At 49.5% G+C, this 14154-nt stretch carries 15 protein-coding genes; 3 read left to right on the top strand and 12 right to left on the bottom strand.

Annotated elements, in window-relative coordinates; all coding sequences use genetic code 11:
- Positions 1-108: 108 nt before the first annotated feature.
- The gene (locus PMI25_RS01585; protein WP_024164412.1) at positions 109-666 is read right to left on the bottom strand and encodes an ATP-dependent Clp protease proteolytic subunit; all 558 of its coding nucleotides are present in this window, start codon (positions 664-666) and stop codon (positions 109-111) included.
- Between the two features lie 248 nt (positions 667-914).
- On the opposite strand from PMI25_RS01585, the gene PMI25_RS01580 reads away from it, so the two are divergent.
- Positions 915-1151, top strand: coding sequence for a general stress protein (locus PMI25_RS01580; protein WP_007961021.1), 237 nt, complete (start codon positions 915-917; stop codon positions 1149-1151).
- Positions 1152-1850: 699 nt separating this feature from the next.
- Here the strand turns inward: PMI25_RS01580 and PMI25_RS01575 are convergent.
- From PMI25_RS01575 to PMI25_RS01540, 9 genes are all read right to left on the bottom strand, one after another.
- Entirely contained in the window at positions 1851-3656 is a 1806-nt protein-coding gene (locus tag PMI25_RS01575) for a sensor domain-containing phosphodiesterase (protein ID WP_007961023.1), read from the bottom strand.
- Between the two features lie 898 nt (positions 3657-4554).
- The gene (locus PMI25_RS28465) at positions 4555-4791 is read right to left on the bottom strand and encodes a hypothetical protein (protein WP_150113591.1); all 237 of its coding nucleotides are present in this window, start codon (positions 4789-4791) and stop codon (positions 4555-4557) included.
- Between the two features lie 85 nt (positions 4792-4876).
- Entirely contained in the window at positions 4877-5347 is a 471-nt protein-coding gene (locus PMI25_RS27815; RefSeq protein WP_081755173.1) for a glycine zipper 2TM domain-containing protein, read from the bottom strand.
- 131 nt (positions 5348-5478) lie between these two features.
- Positions 5479-5688: a hypothetical protein gene (locus PMI25_RS29555; protein ID WP_007961026.1), complete on the bottom strand. Its 210-nt coding sequence runs from the start codon at positions 5686-5688 to the stop codon at positions 5479-5481.
- A gap of 969 nt (positions 5689-6657) precedes the next feature.
- A complete protein-coding gene (locus tag PMI25_RS29550) occupies positions 6658-6969 on the bottom strand; it encodes an SH3 domain-containing protein (RefSeq protein WP_238547059.1) in 312 nt (103 codons plus the stop codon).
- A 605-nt stretch (positions 6970-7574) separates the two neighbouring features.
- On the bottom strand, positions 7575-7946 hold the full coding sequence (locus tag PMI25_RS01555; protein WP_007961027.1) for a hypothetical protein: 372 nt from the start codon (positions 7944-7946) through the stop codon (positions 7575-7577).
- Positions 7947-8381: 435 nt separating this feature from the next.
- A complete protein-coding gene (locus tag PMI25_RS01550) occupies positions 8382-8561 on the bottom strand; it encodes a hypothetical protein (protein WP_007961029.1) in 180 nt (59 codons plus the stop codon).
- A gap of 23 nt (positions 8562-8584) precedes the next feature.
- The gene (locus tag PMI25_RS01545; RefSeq protein ID WP_007961030.1) at positions 8585-8806 is read right to left on the bottom strand and encodes an MbcA/ParS/Xre antitoxin family protein; all 222 of its coding nucleotides are present in this window, start codon (positions 8804-8806) and stop codon (positions 8585-8587) included.
- A 397-nt stretch (positions 8807-9203) separates the two neighbouring features.
- Complete coding sequence (locus PMI25_RS01540) at positions 9204-9722, bottom strand: hypothetical protein (RefSeq protein ID WP_007961031.1); 519 nt, start codon at positions 9720-9722, stop codon at positions 9204-9206.
- Between the two features lie 120 nt (positions 9723-9842).
- Here PMI25_RS01540 and PMI25_RS01535 point away from each other — a divergent pair, with 120 nt between their 5' ends.
- Positions 9843-10151 carry a helix-turn-helix domain-containing protein gene (locus tag PMI25_RS01535; RefSeq protein WP_045121941.1) on the top strand — a complete coding sequence of 103 codons (309 nt, stop codon included), beginning with the start codon at positions 9843-9845 and terminating at the stop codon, positions 10149-10151.
- Positions 10152-10315: 164 nt separating this feature from the next.
- Entirely contained in the window at positions 10316-10924 is a 609-nt protein-coding gene (locus tag PMI25_RS01530) for a hypothetical protein (protein WP_007961032.1), read from the top strand.
- Between the two features lie 632 nt (positions 10925-11556).
- Here PMI25_RS01530 and greB read toward each other — a convergent pair.
- Together greB and PMI25_RS01520 are read right to left on the bottom strand one after the other, a co-directional pair.
- Positions 11557-12036 (bottom strand): transcription elongation factor GreB, encoded by a 480-nt coding sequence (gene greB, locus PMI25_RS01525; RefSeq protein WP_007961033.1) that lies wholly within the window; start codon positions 12034-12036, stop codon positions 11557-11559.
- 167 nt (positions 12037-12203) lie between these two features.
- Positions 12204-13976, bottom strand: a complete 1773-nt coding sequence (locus tag PMI25_RS01520; RefSeq protein ID WP_007961034.1) for an SIR2 family protein — start codon at positions 13974-13976, stop codon at positions 12204-12206.
- Positions 13977-14154 lie beyond the last annotated feature (178 nt).

Raw genomic sequence — 14154 nt, 5'->3', positions numbered from 1 at the left:
CCTTGTTTTTTTGAGCGCTGCCGCTGTTCTTCGCCGATAAGTCCTAATTTGCCCAAAATTTTATTGTGGTATGCCATGCCGGCCTATGAAAAATGCGGGGTGGAAGAGTTAAGCGCCGCTTACTTTCCAATGCTTTATGTCATCGGCGAACACCATTTGTTTCATTTCATGCGCGATCCCGTAGACGAGTGACTCGTGAGCGGCAATGACTTTCTCTTCAGCGGATAAGCAGTGAAAAATATCAAGCTTTGTCGCTGCCTCAGCCGTTTCAAGGGCGTAGATTTGAACGTAGCGGGCAAGGTCGTTATCTAGACTCGACAGATATTCACGCAGCCGTTGGTGATCGACCGAGCTTTGACTGAAATACCAGGTCATCGGATGAATGAGGAATCGCGAATGAGGAGACGTAATCCGCCTCCCAGCAGCAAGAAACATGATGATACCCATTGACTCGATATTGCCCGCGTTTATGGCACACAGTGGAACCGGAAGTGATTTTAAGAACGTATAGAGCGTGAATCCGAAATTAGTGCTTCCGCCGGACGTGGAAAGATTGAGCAGCAGAGAGGTTGCGCCTTGATCAATGGCCTCAAGACAGCAGTCTCGAAAGCGTTCAGACGTGGTTTGGTCAATCTGGCAATGAAAATGAATGATATGCTCGGTCATTTGACCCCCGTTTCTCATACGATGTCGTGTTTTCAAAGCGTAGTAAAACATCAGGAAGTTTTGTTGCGCAGTAATCGTAAAAACAGAAGAAAAGTTGTGACGGAAGTAGCCAAATGTTCAGTAGATTTTCTGAACCAACGCTTGTGACCGCTCGTCGCCGCACGTAGCATTTCGTGCAAACTTTTACATCCTTGCAGCCTCCCAATTGAACGAGCTAATGCTCGTATACCAACTGTGAGGTGACAGAAATGGCTAACTCAGGAAAGGACAAGCCCGGTAATTTTGCCAATGATCGGGAAAAGGCCTCTGAAGCGGGCAAAAAAGGAGGTCAAGCTTCTGGTGGCCAGCATTCCCAAACGGCCGATAAATCCACCAGTGGTGGCCAAGGCAGCGGACGCAGCGGAAATTTTGCCGATGACCGTGAAAAGGCGTCTGAAGCAGGCAAAAAAGGTGGGGAGCATAGCGGTGGAGGACGGAAGTCCTAATGAGATGTAATTCTATTCAAGCTCCGGCTAAAAACCGGGGCTTGTTTTATAACAGATTCCGAATCAAAAGCTAGAACGCAATACGAGAGTCATTGGTTTGAAATTGACCATGAGCTAAATATCTATTTGAAATTCTATATCGCCATTGTCTGTCTTTCGAGTATGAACAATAACGCCGGACAGTTTTCCGGATGAAGTGTCTATAGTCAAATGGCACGCTTTATGTAAGTCACTGGGAAACGGAGCGATAATTTGTATTTGGAAAGCGCTTGGGGTGATTGGAGTGATCACAACACCACATTCAATACTTTTCGAAATGGGGCCTAAAAACGTGTCCCTTAGATAGCTTATATTGGTAATATTTATGTTCATCATTTCCTCTGGCTAGCCTTAGTTTTTATATCTTCGTCGCCTATTTTTAGGGAGGCAGCATGCGTACAATCGCTTTTGATGTGATTTTCTATAGCAAGTTATTCTCTATCAAACTAATGATCGAAAACGTTGCTCCCGTCACGATGATTATTAGAATAAGTAACAATGAAAGTAGGAGTGGTTTGTCGGGCATAATTGCTTGCTCAGGCATGTGTTGTTATGAAAAAGTGTAGTTGTGTTTTTTCAAGGTGCCATTCACAAGCGACTGATGGACGCAGGCAGGGTTGTAGAGAGCTAGCAGTAGCTACCCGCCTTGCTGATACGCTTTCATCCTGAGTGTGTTAGCTTTGCGCGTGGATCATCACGTAGAACGCGTGAATCAAGCCAATCGACAAAGCAGACAGCTGACATTGGTTTCGCGAAAAGATAGCCTTGACCTTCCGTACAGCCCCAATCTTTAACCAGTCTCAGTACCTCTTCTGTCTCGATACCTTCAGCCACGATGCGATAATCCAAGCGATCGGCGAGCTCAATCAAAGTTCTTACGAGGCGTTGGTTTTTTTCATCCTCGTTCAACCGCGAAGTCAGTGATTGGTCTAATTTAACTGTAGTAGCTGGTATCTGACGTAGATATGTCCAATTGCTGTAACCTGTACCGAAGTCATCTATAGAGATCTCCATTCCCAACGCTCGTAAGCGCTGCAGTTGTAGAGATACTTCAGCGGCATTCGTTATCAGTTCGCTTTCTGTGAATTCGATTTCTATCTTATTGGATTGTAAACCGAACGCCGCCAGCAAACTTTCCGCACGATCGACAAAAGCCGGACTTTCAAGGTCGCTCACTGTTATATTCATCGCTATCCGAACAGCTTTACCTTCCAATTGCCACGCTTTTGCTTGACGTATGACTTCGTGAAGTACCCACTCTGAAAGTGGCTGCATAAGGGCGGTTTTTTGCACCAGTGGGATGAACTCCGCAGGATTTACTAATCCGAGAACGGGATGCGTCCAACGCAGTAATGCTTCTACACACGTACACTGTCCTGTTTTCAGATTAACCTGTGGCTGATACATGAGCCACAGTTGATTAGGGCACTTCAAAGCATTGGATAAATAGCTCAGAAGCATGAATGCTCTCTGGTGTGCTTCGTCGAATTTACTTTCATAGCCTGCCCAACCAGTTTTTCGATCCCGAGCGTTATCAGCGGAGCTAACCACCAACCTGAGCCAGTCTTGTGTAAGTTGATTCCTGTTTTCTAGTGCCAATACTCCCACTCCCACCTGCATGAGTATAGGGATACCGTCACATTCAATCGGCTCCTTAAAATCCTCAACTATGGGGCCGCACAACTGGGCGAGTGGACGTAAGCCAGGTGATATGAATCCAAAGCGTGTGGGACTGACTTTGTATAAGTGACAGCGTTCCGGCAAGAATTTCAAAAGTCGAGATTTAATGGCAAGCACTAGATCCTGAGCAAAGTTGTAACCTAATGCTTTGACCATGTCGTTAAGGAATTTTGGCGTTAATACATCAATTGCTACGAGTTGTGCTGTTTCGCCATTGTGCAGCACTTCTCGAATGTCTTCTTCTAGTCGAAGTCTATTGAATAGCCCTGTCGGCTGATCAACGAAGTTGCGTACACGAACACCCGTGATCCGCATCATTACGAGTTCTGCGAAATAAACAAGCATGGACTTTTCACGAGTGTTCATCCCAGGCCTAGGCTTTGTATCTATGATGCACAAGCTTCCCAGACTCAGTCCATCGTCAGTCACTAAAGGAGCACCAGCATAATATCTAATGAATGGAGGGCCAGTCACAAGAGGATTGTCCTTAAAGCGATCATCGAGACGAGCGTCGAGCACCTCCAGTGGCTGTTTTGTGAGAATGGAGTAAGCACAAAATGAGGTTTCTCGCGGCGTCTCATTGACATCAATACCAACACGTGCTCGAAACCACTGGCGATGACGTTCAACAATAGTTATCAAGGATATCGGTGCATCGAAGAACTCCGCAGTCATCGACACTATCTTATCGAAGACCTCGTCTGAGTTGCTTTCAAAGGGACATAGATCAGCAACCTTCGCCAAGCGAATGGCTTCATCTGTCGGTAATGGGGCGCCTTTTTCCATAATTTCCTCGATTTGGCTCAGTTGTCACACTGTACCGAGTCTTCGTCCTTTTCGTTTAATCGCGCTATCTATGACTCTGATAGGGAAATGCGTCGTATAGTTCGAAGGATCGCTCATGAGGGGGGATTCAGGTGCAGAATGCTCCAGAAATGGTTAGGAGCTCACTGCAAACCGACCATTGGTATGCAAAAAAAACGAACGTCGCACACACGATGTCGTTCCAACCTTCGCATCTCGTCATTGTAAATTCAGTGGGGAGAGATGCTGGCGTCTGCTGAATTCATAGGTTGCCCAGGACGGGCGTTTGGATTTAAATGTAAATTCCAATAAGAGATAAACGGGGGATGCTGTCATGCATGCTGATCATAAGAGGGAAATGCTTATAGCGTGGCGCCAGCTGTACATGTGCCCGCAAATCGATCTCACTCCGGAGGAGCATTATGAGAAGCTGTTAAAAATGGCTGACAGGCTAGAGCATATCGGAGTCATTTCAGCTACAGAGTGGCGACAACTGATTCGTGAGGCTGGGAAAGTCATTGCTGAGTCAAAATAATCTTGAATATATTTTCATTTCATTCACTCTGAAATAACAGCTATAACAATGCATGCAGAGGCCGTTCGTCGCTTCGCTTGACCATTCGGATTCAATCCCAGTCTAAAAAAATATCAGTTCATGCGGGCTGTAATAGTTTGCGGGTCAAAAAGATGAACGATATTGACGATTTCAGAATTCGCTCTCATGAGCTGCTTTTACAATTAGATGCAGCTACCTGTCGAATGATGTTGCTAGTGTCGGCCGGTACGACTTCGGGGCCACAATGGATAGAGGCTGTCAGGGAGCAACATGAATGCTTCGAAAGGTGGATTATTTTCGTAAATCAAGGCACAAGCTCCACTTCTAATTAGAGATTTTATATGAAGAGGAATTGCGATGAAACCTTTCCACTGGTGCGCTTTCAGCTTCTCCTTTGAGGTATAGAGCGGTTATCAATCCAATTTTCCAAAGAGATTGGCCATAACCAAACGCACCGTTGTACAGCTTAAGCAAAGCTGTTTCATTTCTGGCTTCAGAGAAAAAAATTAAATGATTTTTCGCTTTCACCAACACATCATCTTTCATGATCGGCATAGTCATCCGCCATCGTTTTATGCGTTCTGCTCCCAATCAGCAAATTGGTACAAGCCTAGTCTTAGAATAGGCTGGAAGCGAGGGTTGGACGTCAGTGAGTTACTCGACTGGTTCCATTTACAGTCAATACTTTGACTCGCTCTCCTGTTCGGAAAACTTCATTTTCTTGTACCTGTTGAACGTACGCGCGCATGCTGCCATCATCCTCTCGGACGGTGATTTCCACACCTTGAGTGCGCATCAAGCCTTCCTCTGTGGCAGAGCCTATCAGTCCGCCGGCCACCGCGCCTATGACAGCTGTGACAATGCTGCCGCGCCCGCCACCAATTGCGCTACCTCCAACGCCACCAACAATGGCTCCCGCACCCGCTCCTATGGGTGTTTTTGTTCCCTCAATTTTGACCGGCCTTAAAGAGTAGATTGTGCCCATCCGGACAGTTTGTGCCGCCCGCGCATCTTCTCTGGAATAGGAATCACCACCTAGGTTTTGAGCACAACCCCCAATTCCTAATATGCTTGTTAAAAAAATTGCCGTGATGGGTAAAGCAGTGAATTTTTTCATTTTTGCGCGACTCCTATATATCAAGTTTGACAACACTTTCGACGTGTTATCCTCTGTCCTTTAGGTTGATTAGCACTTTAAATGATAGGCTTCATGCTGCGTTGGCATGACAAATCTAATTTCGCGCAGTTCTACTCGGGCGCCAAAAGTATGGCCAAACTCATGCCAATGAATTCTTCATTTCGTTCTATCGTTTCCAGTGCTCCTCGTACGTTATCGGAAACGTCTGCTGACCCGCGCTGTTCTACCCAATTGGACAGCTCCATGATTGCAGCCTGCAATGCGATCTGATTTTCGTTGATTTTGAAAAGGAGGGAAGGGAGCAAATCTGCGTGCACCATAGAGCTTCTCCAAACAGGAAATAAGAGGTACGAACTGTTCTTTGCAAGCAAAGGGCGAGATGAGTTGCATTTCATGGGCGTACGACTCCCATGGTCATGTCAAAGTTCTCTCACGTTACTCGGCTAACCTTGGCTTGGGAAAACGTGTACGAAGATCTCCGCCTCTGTTGCGCACTGACTGAAAAAGGAGGTTTACGGGAAATTGGTAGCGGAGGCCAGGATTGCTCGACTCTTCCCGCTTCCGTTGCTGGTAGAGGTTGTGCGCAAGACGTTTGGTCAGCGGAAACGTGCGGAGCATGCTTTACAGAGCGTCTCTCAGTCGGTGGCATGACGTGGGCACATAGCCTTCTATTGGGTGAGGCGAGGACGGAGCTTTAGGTAAAAGTAAGCAAGCTTCGCAGTGAGTATGAAGATGATGTACTCCGAGCCGATAATGTTGAAGCACAGAATTGTCCATTGAAAACAAAAACCTGGGAGGTGATTACGACCTGTCTGCGCTAACAACGTCATCTTCTTGAACTTCGATCCAATTCTAAAGGTCGAGAGTAAATTGGGTGCGAGCATAGGGCCAGTGGTGAGCCTTAGCGAGCAGCTAGCCCTGGAACAGGAACAAGGGTGAGAGGGGACAACAGTGACGTGTCTAATCTGCGTTGGAGTCGCGGAGCGTATCCAGTGCACCGGCCCTTGGGAGGAAAGGAATTGTCCTGATTGTGGACACTACCGGGTATCGGACGAGCTTTTGTTGGCACTGATGGAGCAAGGGCAAATTTTCGATATCGATAAAACGAGGGATTGGCTTAGGGAACGACGATTTCAATTTGCCATACCGTTGATCCAAGCGGACGAAGCGTTATTAGCCTTATAAAAAACTGCAAGGTGCCGGTTAATACCCCTTATCGCGTTATAGGTAGTGGCATATGGAGAGTTATCGTGTGAGCTTGAAACACTCCTCAAATACCGTAGCGCTTGTTACCACCCGATGTTATGCAGTAGCGCCCCCCTCTTGGCCCGATGCAAACGTGTCCTGAATAGCAAGGACAGGAGGAACCGTATTCCTGGGGCTTGCCTGCGGACAGGCCTCAACTGAAAAATTGAAGGCGGCGCTTGAGAGGTAGGGGAGCAGTTCAAGTCGCTACAAAGGCTTTTGGAAGAAAGCCATTTCGCAGCTTGACCATCGATACTTATGCGTACCCAATCATCCCGCCTTTGATAGACCTGAACCTTGGCGCCACGAGTTAGTTTGGAAATGATTTTTCCATCCGTTTGATCCCGTACATTCAATTTATCGGTATTTACGTATTGCTCAGCGGATAAGTCAGTGGCTGGTGAAGGCGCAGGTGTTTAGAACAGCGGATTCGGAGGGGGATTGGGGCTGGATTGCAACTGAGCGGAAGGCGCGTCTTTTTTGCCTATTGTCCAAAGAACAGCAAAAAAAATCAGGAGTGTGACAAACCATGACTGAGATTTCTTGCGCATTTCCATTGTTCTCGTTATGCAAAGCTTGTCCCGACTGCCTTTGAAATAAAATAGAAGTCATAAACCTAGTTCGAGTTTAGTCAAACTTCCATTTTCTGCAGGCAACCGAGCTCTAAAAGCTTAGGTTTCCGCGCTCGTGCTTGACGAACCCATTGCCCATGAGGCTTTAAATATTTCGCACTCTGCGCCATCTGTTTTCTCGTTTCGCCTACCCTTAGGCTGTTTCGACAGAAAAGGAGGACTGCTATGTCACTATTAGCCGCAGCCCTCATGAGTTCCAGGATCGAGCACCTACTTTCCAGATTTATAGTCGCACAATTCGCTGACATCCTAAGTTCCTCTGTGCGATGGGGACGCGTCGCAACACTGGGCCGTGTGTGGAGGTGTCGTCCCTTCGTGCCTTGTGCCACCTATGATTGGTGATCCAAATGGCGTGCTAGATTCTTCTGGATGAGTGCATCAGTGCCAACCACCCAAAACGCACACACCATACTGGCTGCTCCGAACACTGCGATCACTGTCGCCATCGGCTTCGGGGTACCGTCTGCCAGTGCGCCAACCAAACCCGATCCTAGTATCCCTGTTCCATACTGCAACGTCCCTATCAGTGCAGAAGCCGCTCCAGCCATATGAGGGAAACTGTCCAGCGCTCCGACAATCGTGTTGGCGACGATTAAGCCCGCCGCCGAGACGAACACGAACAGCGGCGCGACCAATCCCGCAAGTCCGCCAATACCGTTCCATGCATCGATCGCCAGCCAGAGGCTCGACAGTGCAGCCATCAGCGCTCCCAGTCGCATCAGCCGATCACTGCCCACTTTCCTGACTAGCCTTGCATTAAGCTGATTAGCAACCATGATTCCCACAATTCCGACACCAAACAGAATTCCGTAGGCCTGCGGGGAGACGTGGTAGTAATCAATGTAAGCGAACGGCGTTCCCGCGCATGTGCCGGCGGCGTGTTATGAAGACGTGAGGTATGTATCTCTGATCTCACACTGGGAAGAGGCCGACATGGAGGGCAGAGCGGTATTGATGCGCTAGCCGCGATAGAGGAGGACGCTACAGCGATGCTGAAGAGAATAGGGCTGCCTGACGACGAACAGAAACTTGAGATCGTCGTTGCCCTTCGATAAATCATCGACCTGGCGACCAACATTGTGTCGCTAGGCCGATTCACTTAGACGCCAATTATCGCTTGAGTAGCTCTGTTTGAATCAGGAATGGTTTGTCTCGTGTGCCGGTTTTTGCAGATGCGATAAAAGCGCGTCGCCCAGATCGAGCAGCGCCTCACGCCGTCGCTGATCTTCACGAGCATCGCCCGAATCCGGTTCGAATGTTTGCGCATGCCGAAGCAAAGCCTCGGCGTCGTTTGTGTTGAGATCAAAGATGATCATGTCGATCCCTCAAGAAGGGGGCATTAACCGGCGAACCCATGGTTGAGCCTATCGAGTTCTGCTTTCACGACTTCATATCCCACTCGACTTTGAGCCATTTGCAACCGCGAGCAATCACCGGTTTCAACTGTCGGCTGGTTCAGCCAATGATCGGCTTTCGCTTTGTTGCCAAAGACCTGCTCGGCTAGGCGACGGATAAGTTCTGGCGTCGTTACGTCTTGGCCGTGATTTTGTTTTGAGTCCATGAAAGGCACCTCCTTCAAAGCATTCGCTTCAGACTTTGAAAAATCCCAGCCATCAGGCCAATAGTCTTCGTCATTTTCAAAGACATTGAGAGGGTGATGGGGATACGGTCAGCGCATTATAATGCGCCAAACCCCCTCAATTATTGGTTTCCTAGCGCAATATAATGCGCTGGGGTTATGACCAAAGTACTCCCTCCTAGCGTTCGCTGATGGGGCTGGCAAGACACCTGCCACCCTCAGCCCGAATCTGAAAATCTCTTGAATCCGCGATAAAGCCTACGTCATTGGTTACCCCGACTTTTGCTTGTCTGCCAAATGCGCATTGGTCTCTGTTTGGACTCATCTCAACCTGATTCACTTTATTGGCTCTAGGGGTGTGTACCGCTGTGCGCTCGATTCAATTGGACGTCGATGCTGATGCAGGGGTTTTTGCGCAATATTCGCGAAACGCCTTGATGCCGCGCGTGATGATCAACATTGGCTTAATCATATAGCGATAGCTGACGAACAAATTGAGTGTGATCCAGCCCAACTGGTAGGACGAGCCGTGGAAGCTGCGATGGTTGGCGCTGTTCTCCCAGAAACCATAGGCAACGAAGATCGTGAAGATGGCGACCATCAGAGGCAGGATGCTGAGCCTTCCCAGGGAAACAGCAATGAACGGGACATTGACTACCGAGCGGACTGGTTCTCCGTCGACCTGAATCGCCCAGATTCTGTTGACCTTGTCTTTGCCGTATTGGGAGGTCACTCGAACTCGATCACCCGCCTTTATATGCGCATCAAGCGTATCCGGGATTTCGAGCGTTTCGAGTTTCTTGCCGTCAATTTTCCAGTAGTGGTAGCTGACCATGTCCCCGCCGAAGCCACGCGATTTTTCGTCGAGTCGCCCGTCTGTGATCTGCATTTCCTTCATTTTGATCCCTGTCCTTGCGTTTGGAGTGATGGCAAAAAGATATTTCTGCCGAATACTAAGGAATACTTAGTATCTGCTCAAGCCGAATCTAAGAATCTCTGAGCCTTTCGGCGATGAGAAATGACGACGTTCAGCAAGCGGTTGAAGGAGGCGCGCAAGGCAAGAGGGATATCCCAGGAGCGCTTGGGAATAGATGCCGGGATTGAGCCAGCGTCGGCGTCGGCAAGGATGAATCAGTACGAGAAGGGCGTTCATCAGCCAGGTGAAAACGTCGTGAAGCAGATTGCTGCTGTCCTGAATTTACCGGTGCCGTATTTTTACTGCGAGGACGATGAGACGGCGCATCTTCTGCAGTGCTTTCACTGTCTTAAAAAAGCTGATCGAAAGCAGGTGCTCGATCTCACCGAAAATCTGGCACTAAGTCGCTGACAACTGCATTGCAAAGAAATTTTACGATGCTTTACCTGAGTGTGTGCTTCGCTTGTCTGCACAAGTATCCTGAAGGCTCGTCTTTACGGCAACGCTCTTACGATCAGCTACTTTCGTTTGTGATATCATTTTGACTCTATTGATTTATTATGGAGCTTAAGTGAGTGGCAACCGACAAAAATGATTTCGATGACTGGCTTAAACACAAGCTATACCGTGATCTCATCTTCAGGGCGATCGTATGGGCGGTTATTTCAACACTTGCGGCGTACTACGCTATTGAAGTAATGGATATCAAACCAATCGATTACCTGGATCGGATGGGGAAGTCACTTGGAAAACTGGTCAACAGTTTGGGCAGCGTAGCTTTACTGCTTTGTCTTCCGGCTCTACTTTTTAAAGATCTGGAGGAGACTTTAGAAAATCCCAGCTTTAAGAGTTTCATGAAAGGGCGTCCCGCAGGCATTATCCGCCGCCTTGCGGGCGATCTTTCCCTGTGGTTGCTAGGCGCCGCGGTTACTATGTTGTCTTCATTTGTCTTGGTTGCATTTCGAGTCACAATTGAAACTAAAGAGTATGGGGTCATTGCTTTATTTGTCAGCATAATGATTTTATTAATCATCGTAAGCGGTGGAATGAATTTTTTTGTCAGGCGCATTGCACCGTCTCCGTTAACCCAGGTAATTCGTAATCCCACCATAATTGTTCTGATTTATCTCGCCTGCACGGTAGGGCTTGCATTTGTCGCTTTGAAACCGTTCTTTGCTGGCTGACGATCAGAGGCCTTCGCATTGGAGGAAAGCGGCGGTAGCAACGACCCCGCCAACCTCCCACCTGCGAGGCGGAGATACCGGAACGGGCGATAAGGGCGATGGAGTTCGTTAGGCGTGTGCACCGCCCATTTACGGTTATCCAGACTTTACGGAGAGTGATCCTGCTACGTTCGATGCGGACTTTGTTATCAAGAAAGAGCTAGGGGGATGAGTGTCGCTCAGGCGCTTGAGGCACTCGTCGCATTCAAGCGCAGCCGCAGATCTTGAGCCTAAGTTGTTGCTAAGAACACAACCGGACAATGACTATCCAGGTGCGAGATCAAGACGATCTCGGTTGAGCTGAAGCGACACGATCGGTAGGAGGACGAGCTCAAGTAAGCTAGAAAATATGCTGGATAAGGGGCGAGACAGTGGTTACGTTGACTTGCAGAAAGGCTCTTTCGTCACCACATAACTGACCGCTGACCGCTGACCGCTGACCGCTGACCGCTGACCGCTGAGCGGTTGGCGTTCTGGGTTGCTGGTCGCCCGCCGCTCATACAACGCAGCCACGATATTTACCGCATCAGTTAGGCGCCTCGTCGCATATCACTGGCAGCTCACTGACGGGCTGATGACATCGATGACTAGCCTTATGCCGGGCTCTGGTAAGAAATGCTGTTGATGTACCATGTGGCTTCGCCGGTTGGCGTCTGAACTGTTGCTTCGTCGCCTTCCTCTTTCTTAAGCAGGGCCCGAGCCATAGGGGAGTCGATAGAGATGTAATCGTTTCGCCCATAAATTTCGTCGTAGCCCACGATCCGGAATCTCTTGAGCTCACCATCGTCATTTTCGACTTCCACCCAAGCACCAAAAAACACCTTCCCCTCCTGTTCGGGGGAGTAGTCGACGACTTTGACATCCTCCAACCGCTTGCGCAGATACCTGACCCTTCGATCAATCTCGCGCAGCAGTTTCTTGTTGTACTGGTAGTCCGCGTTTTCGCTGCGGTCTCCCAGTGAGGCGGCCCATGTGACTTTTTGGGTGATCTCAGGGCGGTAGACACGCCACCAGTGATCGAGCTCTGCCTTGAGGGCGTCGTGGCCACCGTGAGTGATGATGTTTGTGGCCAAAGCGGCCTCCTGTTGAAGAGTTGTGCGTACAGATCCGAGCATTTCACAGGTTACGGAATGCGATTAATCACTGCCATGTAGTCAAAACTGGAAGCGGTGTGATCTGCTCGGACTGTCGTTCAATTCTGCGAGCGATGATTCCGGCTAAAGGATTTCAAATCTGAAGCTCACCAGCCGGACACACGGAGCAGACCTTCCAGGAAGCGTTTGAGGTAAGACTGGCTGCCCATGGCGAATCCAGCAGCAAGTAGAGGGGCCTGGTGCTCGTCCGTCGAATACTCATGGGCAAAGCGTTTGATGGTCTCGGAGTTCCAAGAAAGACGTCCCATTGCGATGTGCCGGAACTGGTTTTTCCCGATCATGTCATTGAGCACGCCTTCATCGACACCGCGTTCTTGGGCGAAGCGCAGAAGGCACAGAAACTCGAATCTCTCATAGAGAAGCACTGGGTCATGTACACCGGCAAAGTTCTGTGCCCAGCGAGCTGTCAGTACACTGGCCAATCTATTACTCATAGGCGTTTTAGCATTGCTCTGACCTTCGAATCCTCTCCAATGTTGAATCAAGCCGGTGCCATCCTCGACGTAGAAAGGTGATAGCGTCTCTCCCATGACACTTGGCGTCTCGCGCTTGTTCACCAGTGCAGAGCCAAGGAGTTTGTACAAGTCAGCTAGGCGGCCAGCGCGGGTAAGCCCCATGCCATAGCCATACATGATCAAAGCAGCTGGGTAGCTCTTCAACGCCAGCCAGTGGGTGTAGCCGGACTGCTCCCTTTGCGCTTCGACGTAAAGCCCTTTAATGGCGTCCAGCACCAGATTCAGTTCACTCCCGGTACCCCAGCGTCCTAGCACAGTGCAAAGCCTTGCTAGCGGTTCGATGGTTGATTCAAACATCAACACCCAGTCAGTGAACGATTGGGATCTGCGATCTTCGCGAGATTCGAAAATCGGTGCGAAGTGGGCAATGGCTTGATGGGTTTGACTTGCCACCAAATCGTCCAACTGAATTCTGTGCTCGGGTTTGGCAAGGAAGCGCTTTGCCATTGCGATGGTGAGATCGATTCCGAGGGAGTTGGGCTGGCGTGACTGCTGAATGGTCTCAAGTTTCACATTCAGTCCGTCAAAAAAAGCGTCTGCATCAGCACCGCTCACGACTGTTGCGCGTCGGTGCGCTACCAGCTCATTTCCTCGCTCGGACAGTCGACCTCTTGCCAGCCAAAAGGTGGGGTAGCGCCGAGACGGGGCCCGAAGAAATGCAGCCCTCAGCGCGTGATCCCATTCGCCAGACCACCCGGCGACGATCAGCCCAAACTCATCAATGATGCGGTCAAGGAGGTTGTTAAATTCGCAAGGATAATCACCCAGCTCTATGTCTGTGTTGAGAATCCTCGCGTCCTTGTAATCGCCGTGTACCTTGAAGATGTAGCATTGCGTGTGGGTAAGCGGCTCCGCACCGAGCAAGGTATCGACCGAGCTAACCACTGTCGGCTCGATTCCAAGGTCGCGTAAGGCGTTCTCCATCAATCTGTCAAAGTTGGTGGTGATAATGACGCGCACGTGGCCGGATTTGACCATGGCAGCGATCGCGCGATGTGCTCGTGTAGGTACCTTTAGACCATCTTCCAGCTCCTGCTCGTTGGGTTCGAGGAAACCTTGAATGATCGCTCGTCGTTCCGATTGCGTACTGGCGAGTGTCTCCAGCAGTAATGAGTAATTGGGTTGCTGTCCTGTCTGACCTACGTACCAGGAGAGCCAGTCCTCTTGTTCACCCGCGTTCCAGGCAATGCCTGCGCGCCTGACCAGCTCCATCGTGATTTCCCAGCCCGTGGGGATCCCCGCAGAGCGTGATACCCCAGACCCGAGCAGAACGGCATATACGCCCTTGTTCTCATACATGGAAAATGCAAGTTGGGTTGTGGGATCGCTGGCGATGGCGGTCATGCAGTAGTCCTTGAGTTCGTTATAGGCATCCGAATGTCATGATGTGGAAAGCCGATGTCCTTTGCTGAGATCATTGTAATGGATCGCCGTTGACTGGTGCGGTCGTGGACACCGATCAAAAGCCCCCTTTCTCACAACAGTAGGTTTGTCCACTGAGAGGGCAAGGAAAGGAAGGGTT

Origin of the sequence: Pseudomonas sp. GM30, from assembly GCF_000282275.2 — a bacterium.
GTDB lineage: Bacteria > Pseudomonadota > Gammaproteobacteria > Pseudomonadales > Pseudomonadaceae > Aquipseudomonas.
This window is presented reverse-complemented; position numbering and strand designations above follow the sequence as displayed.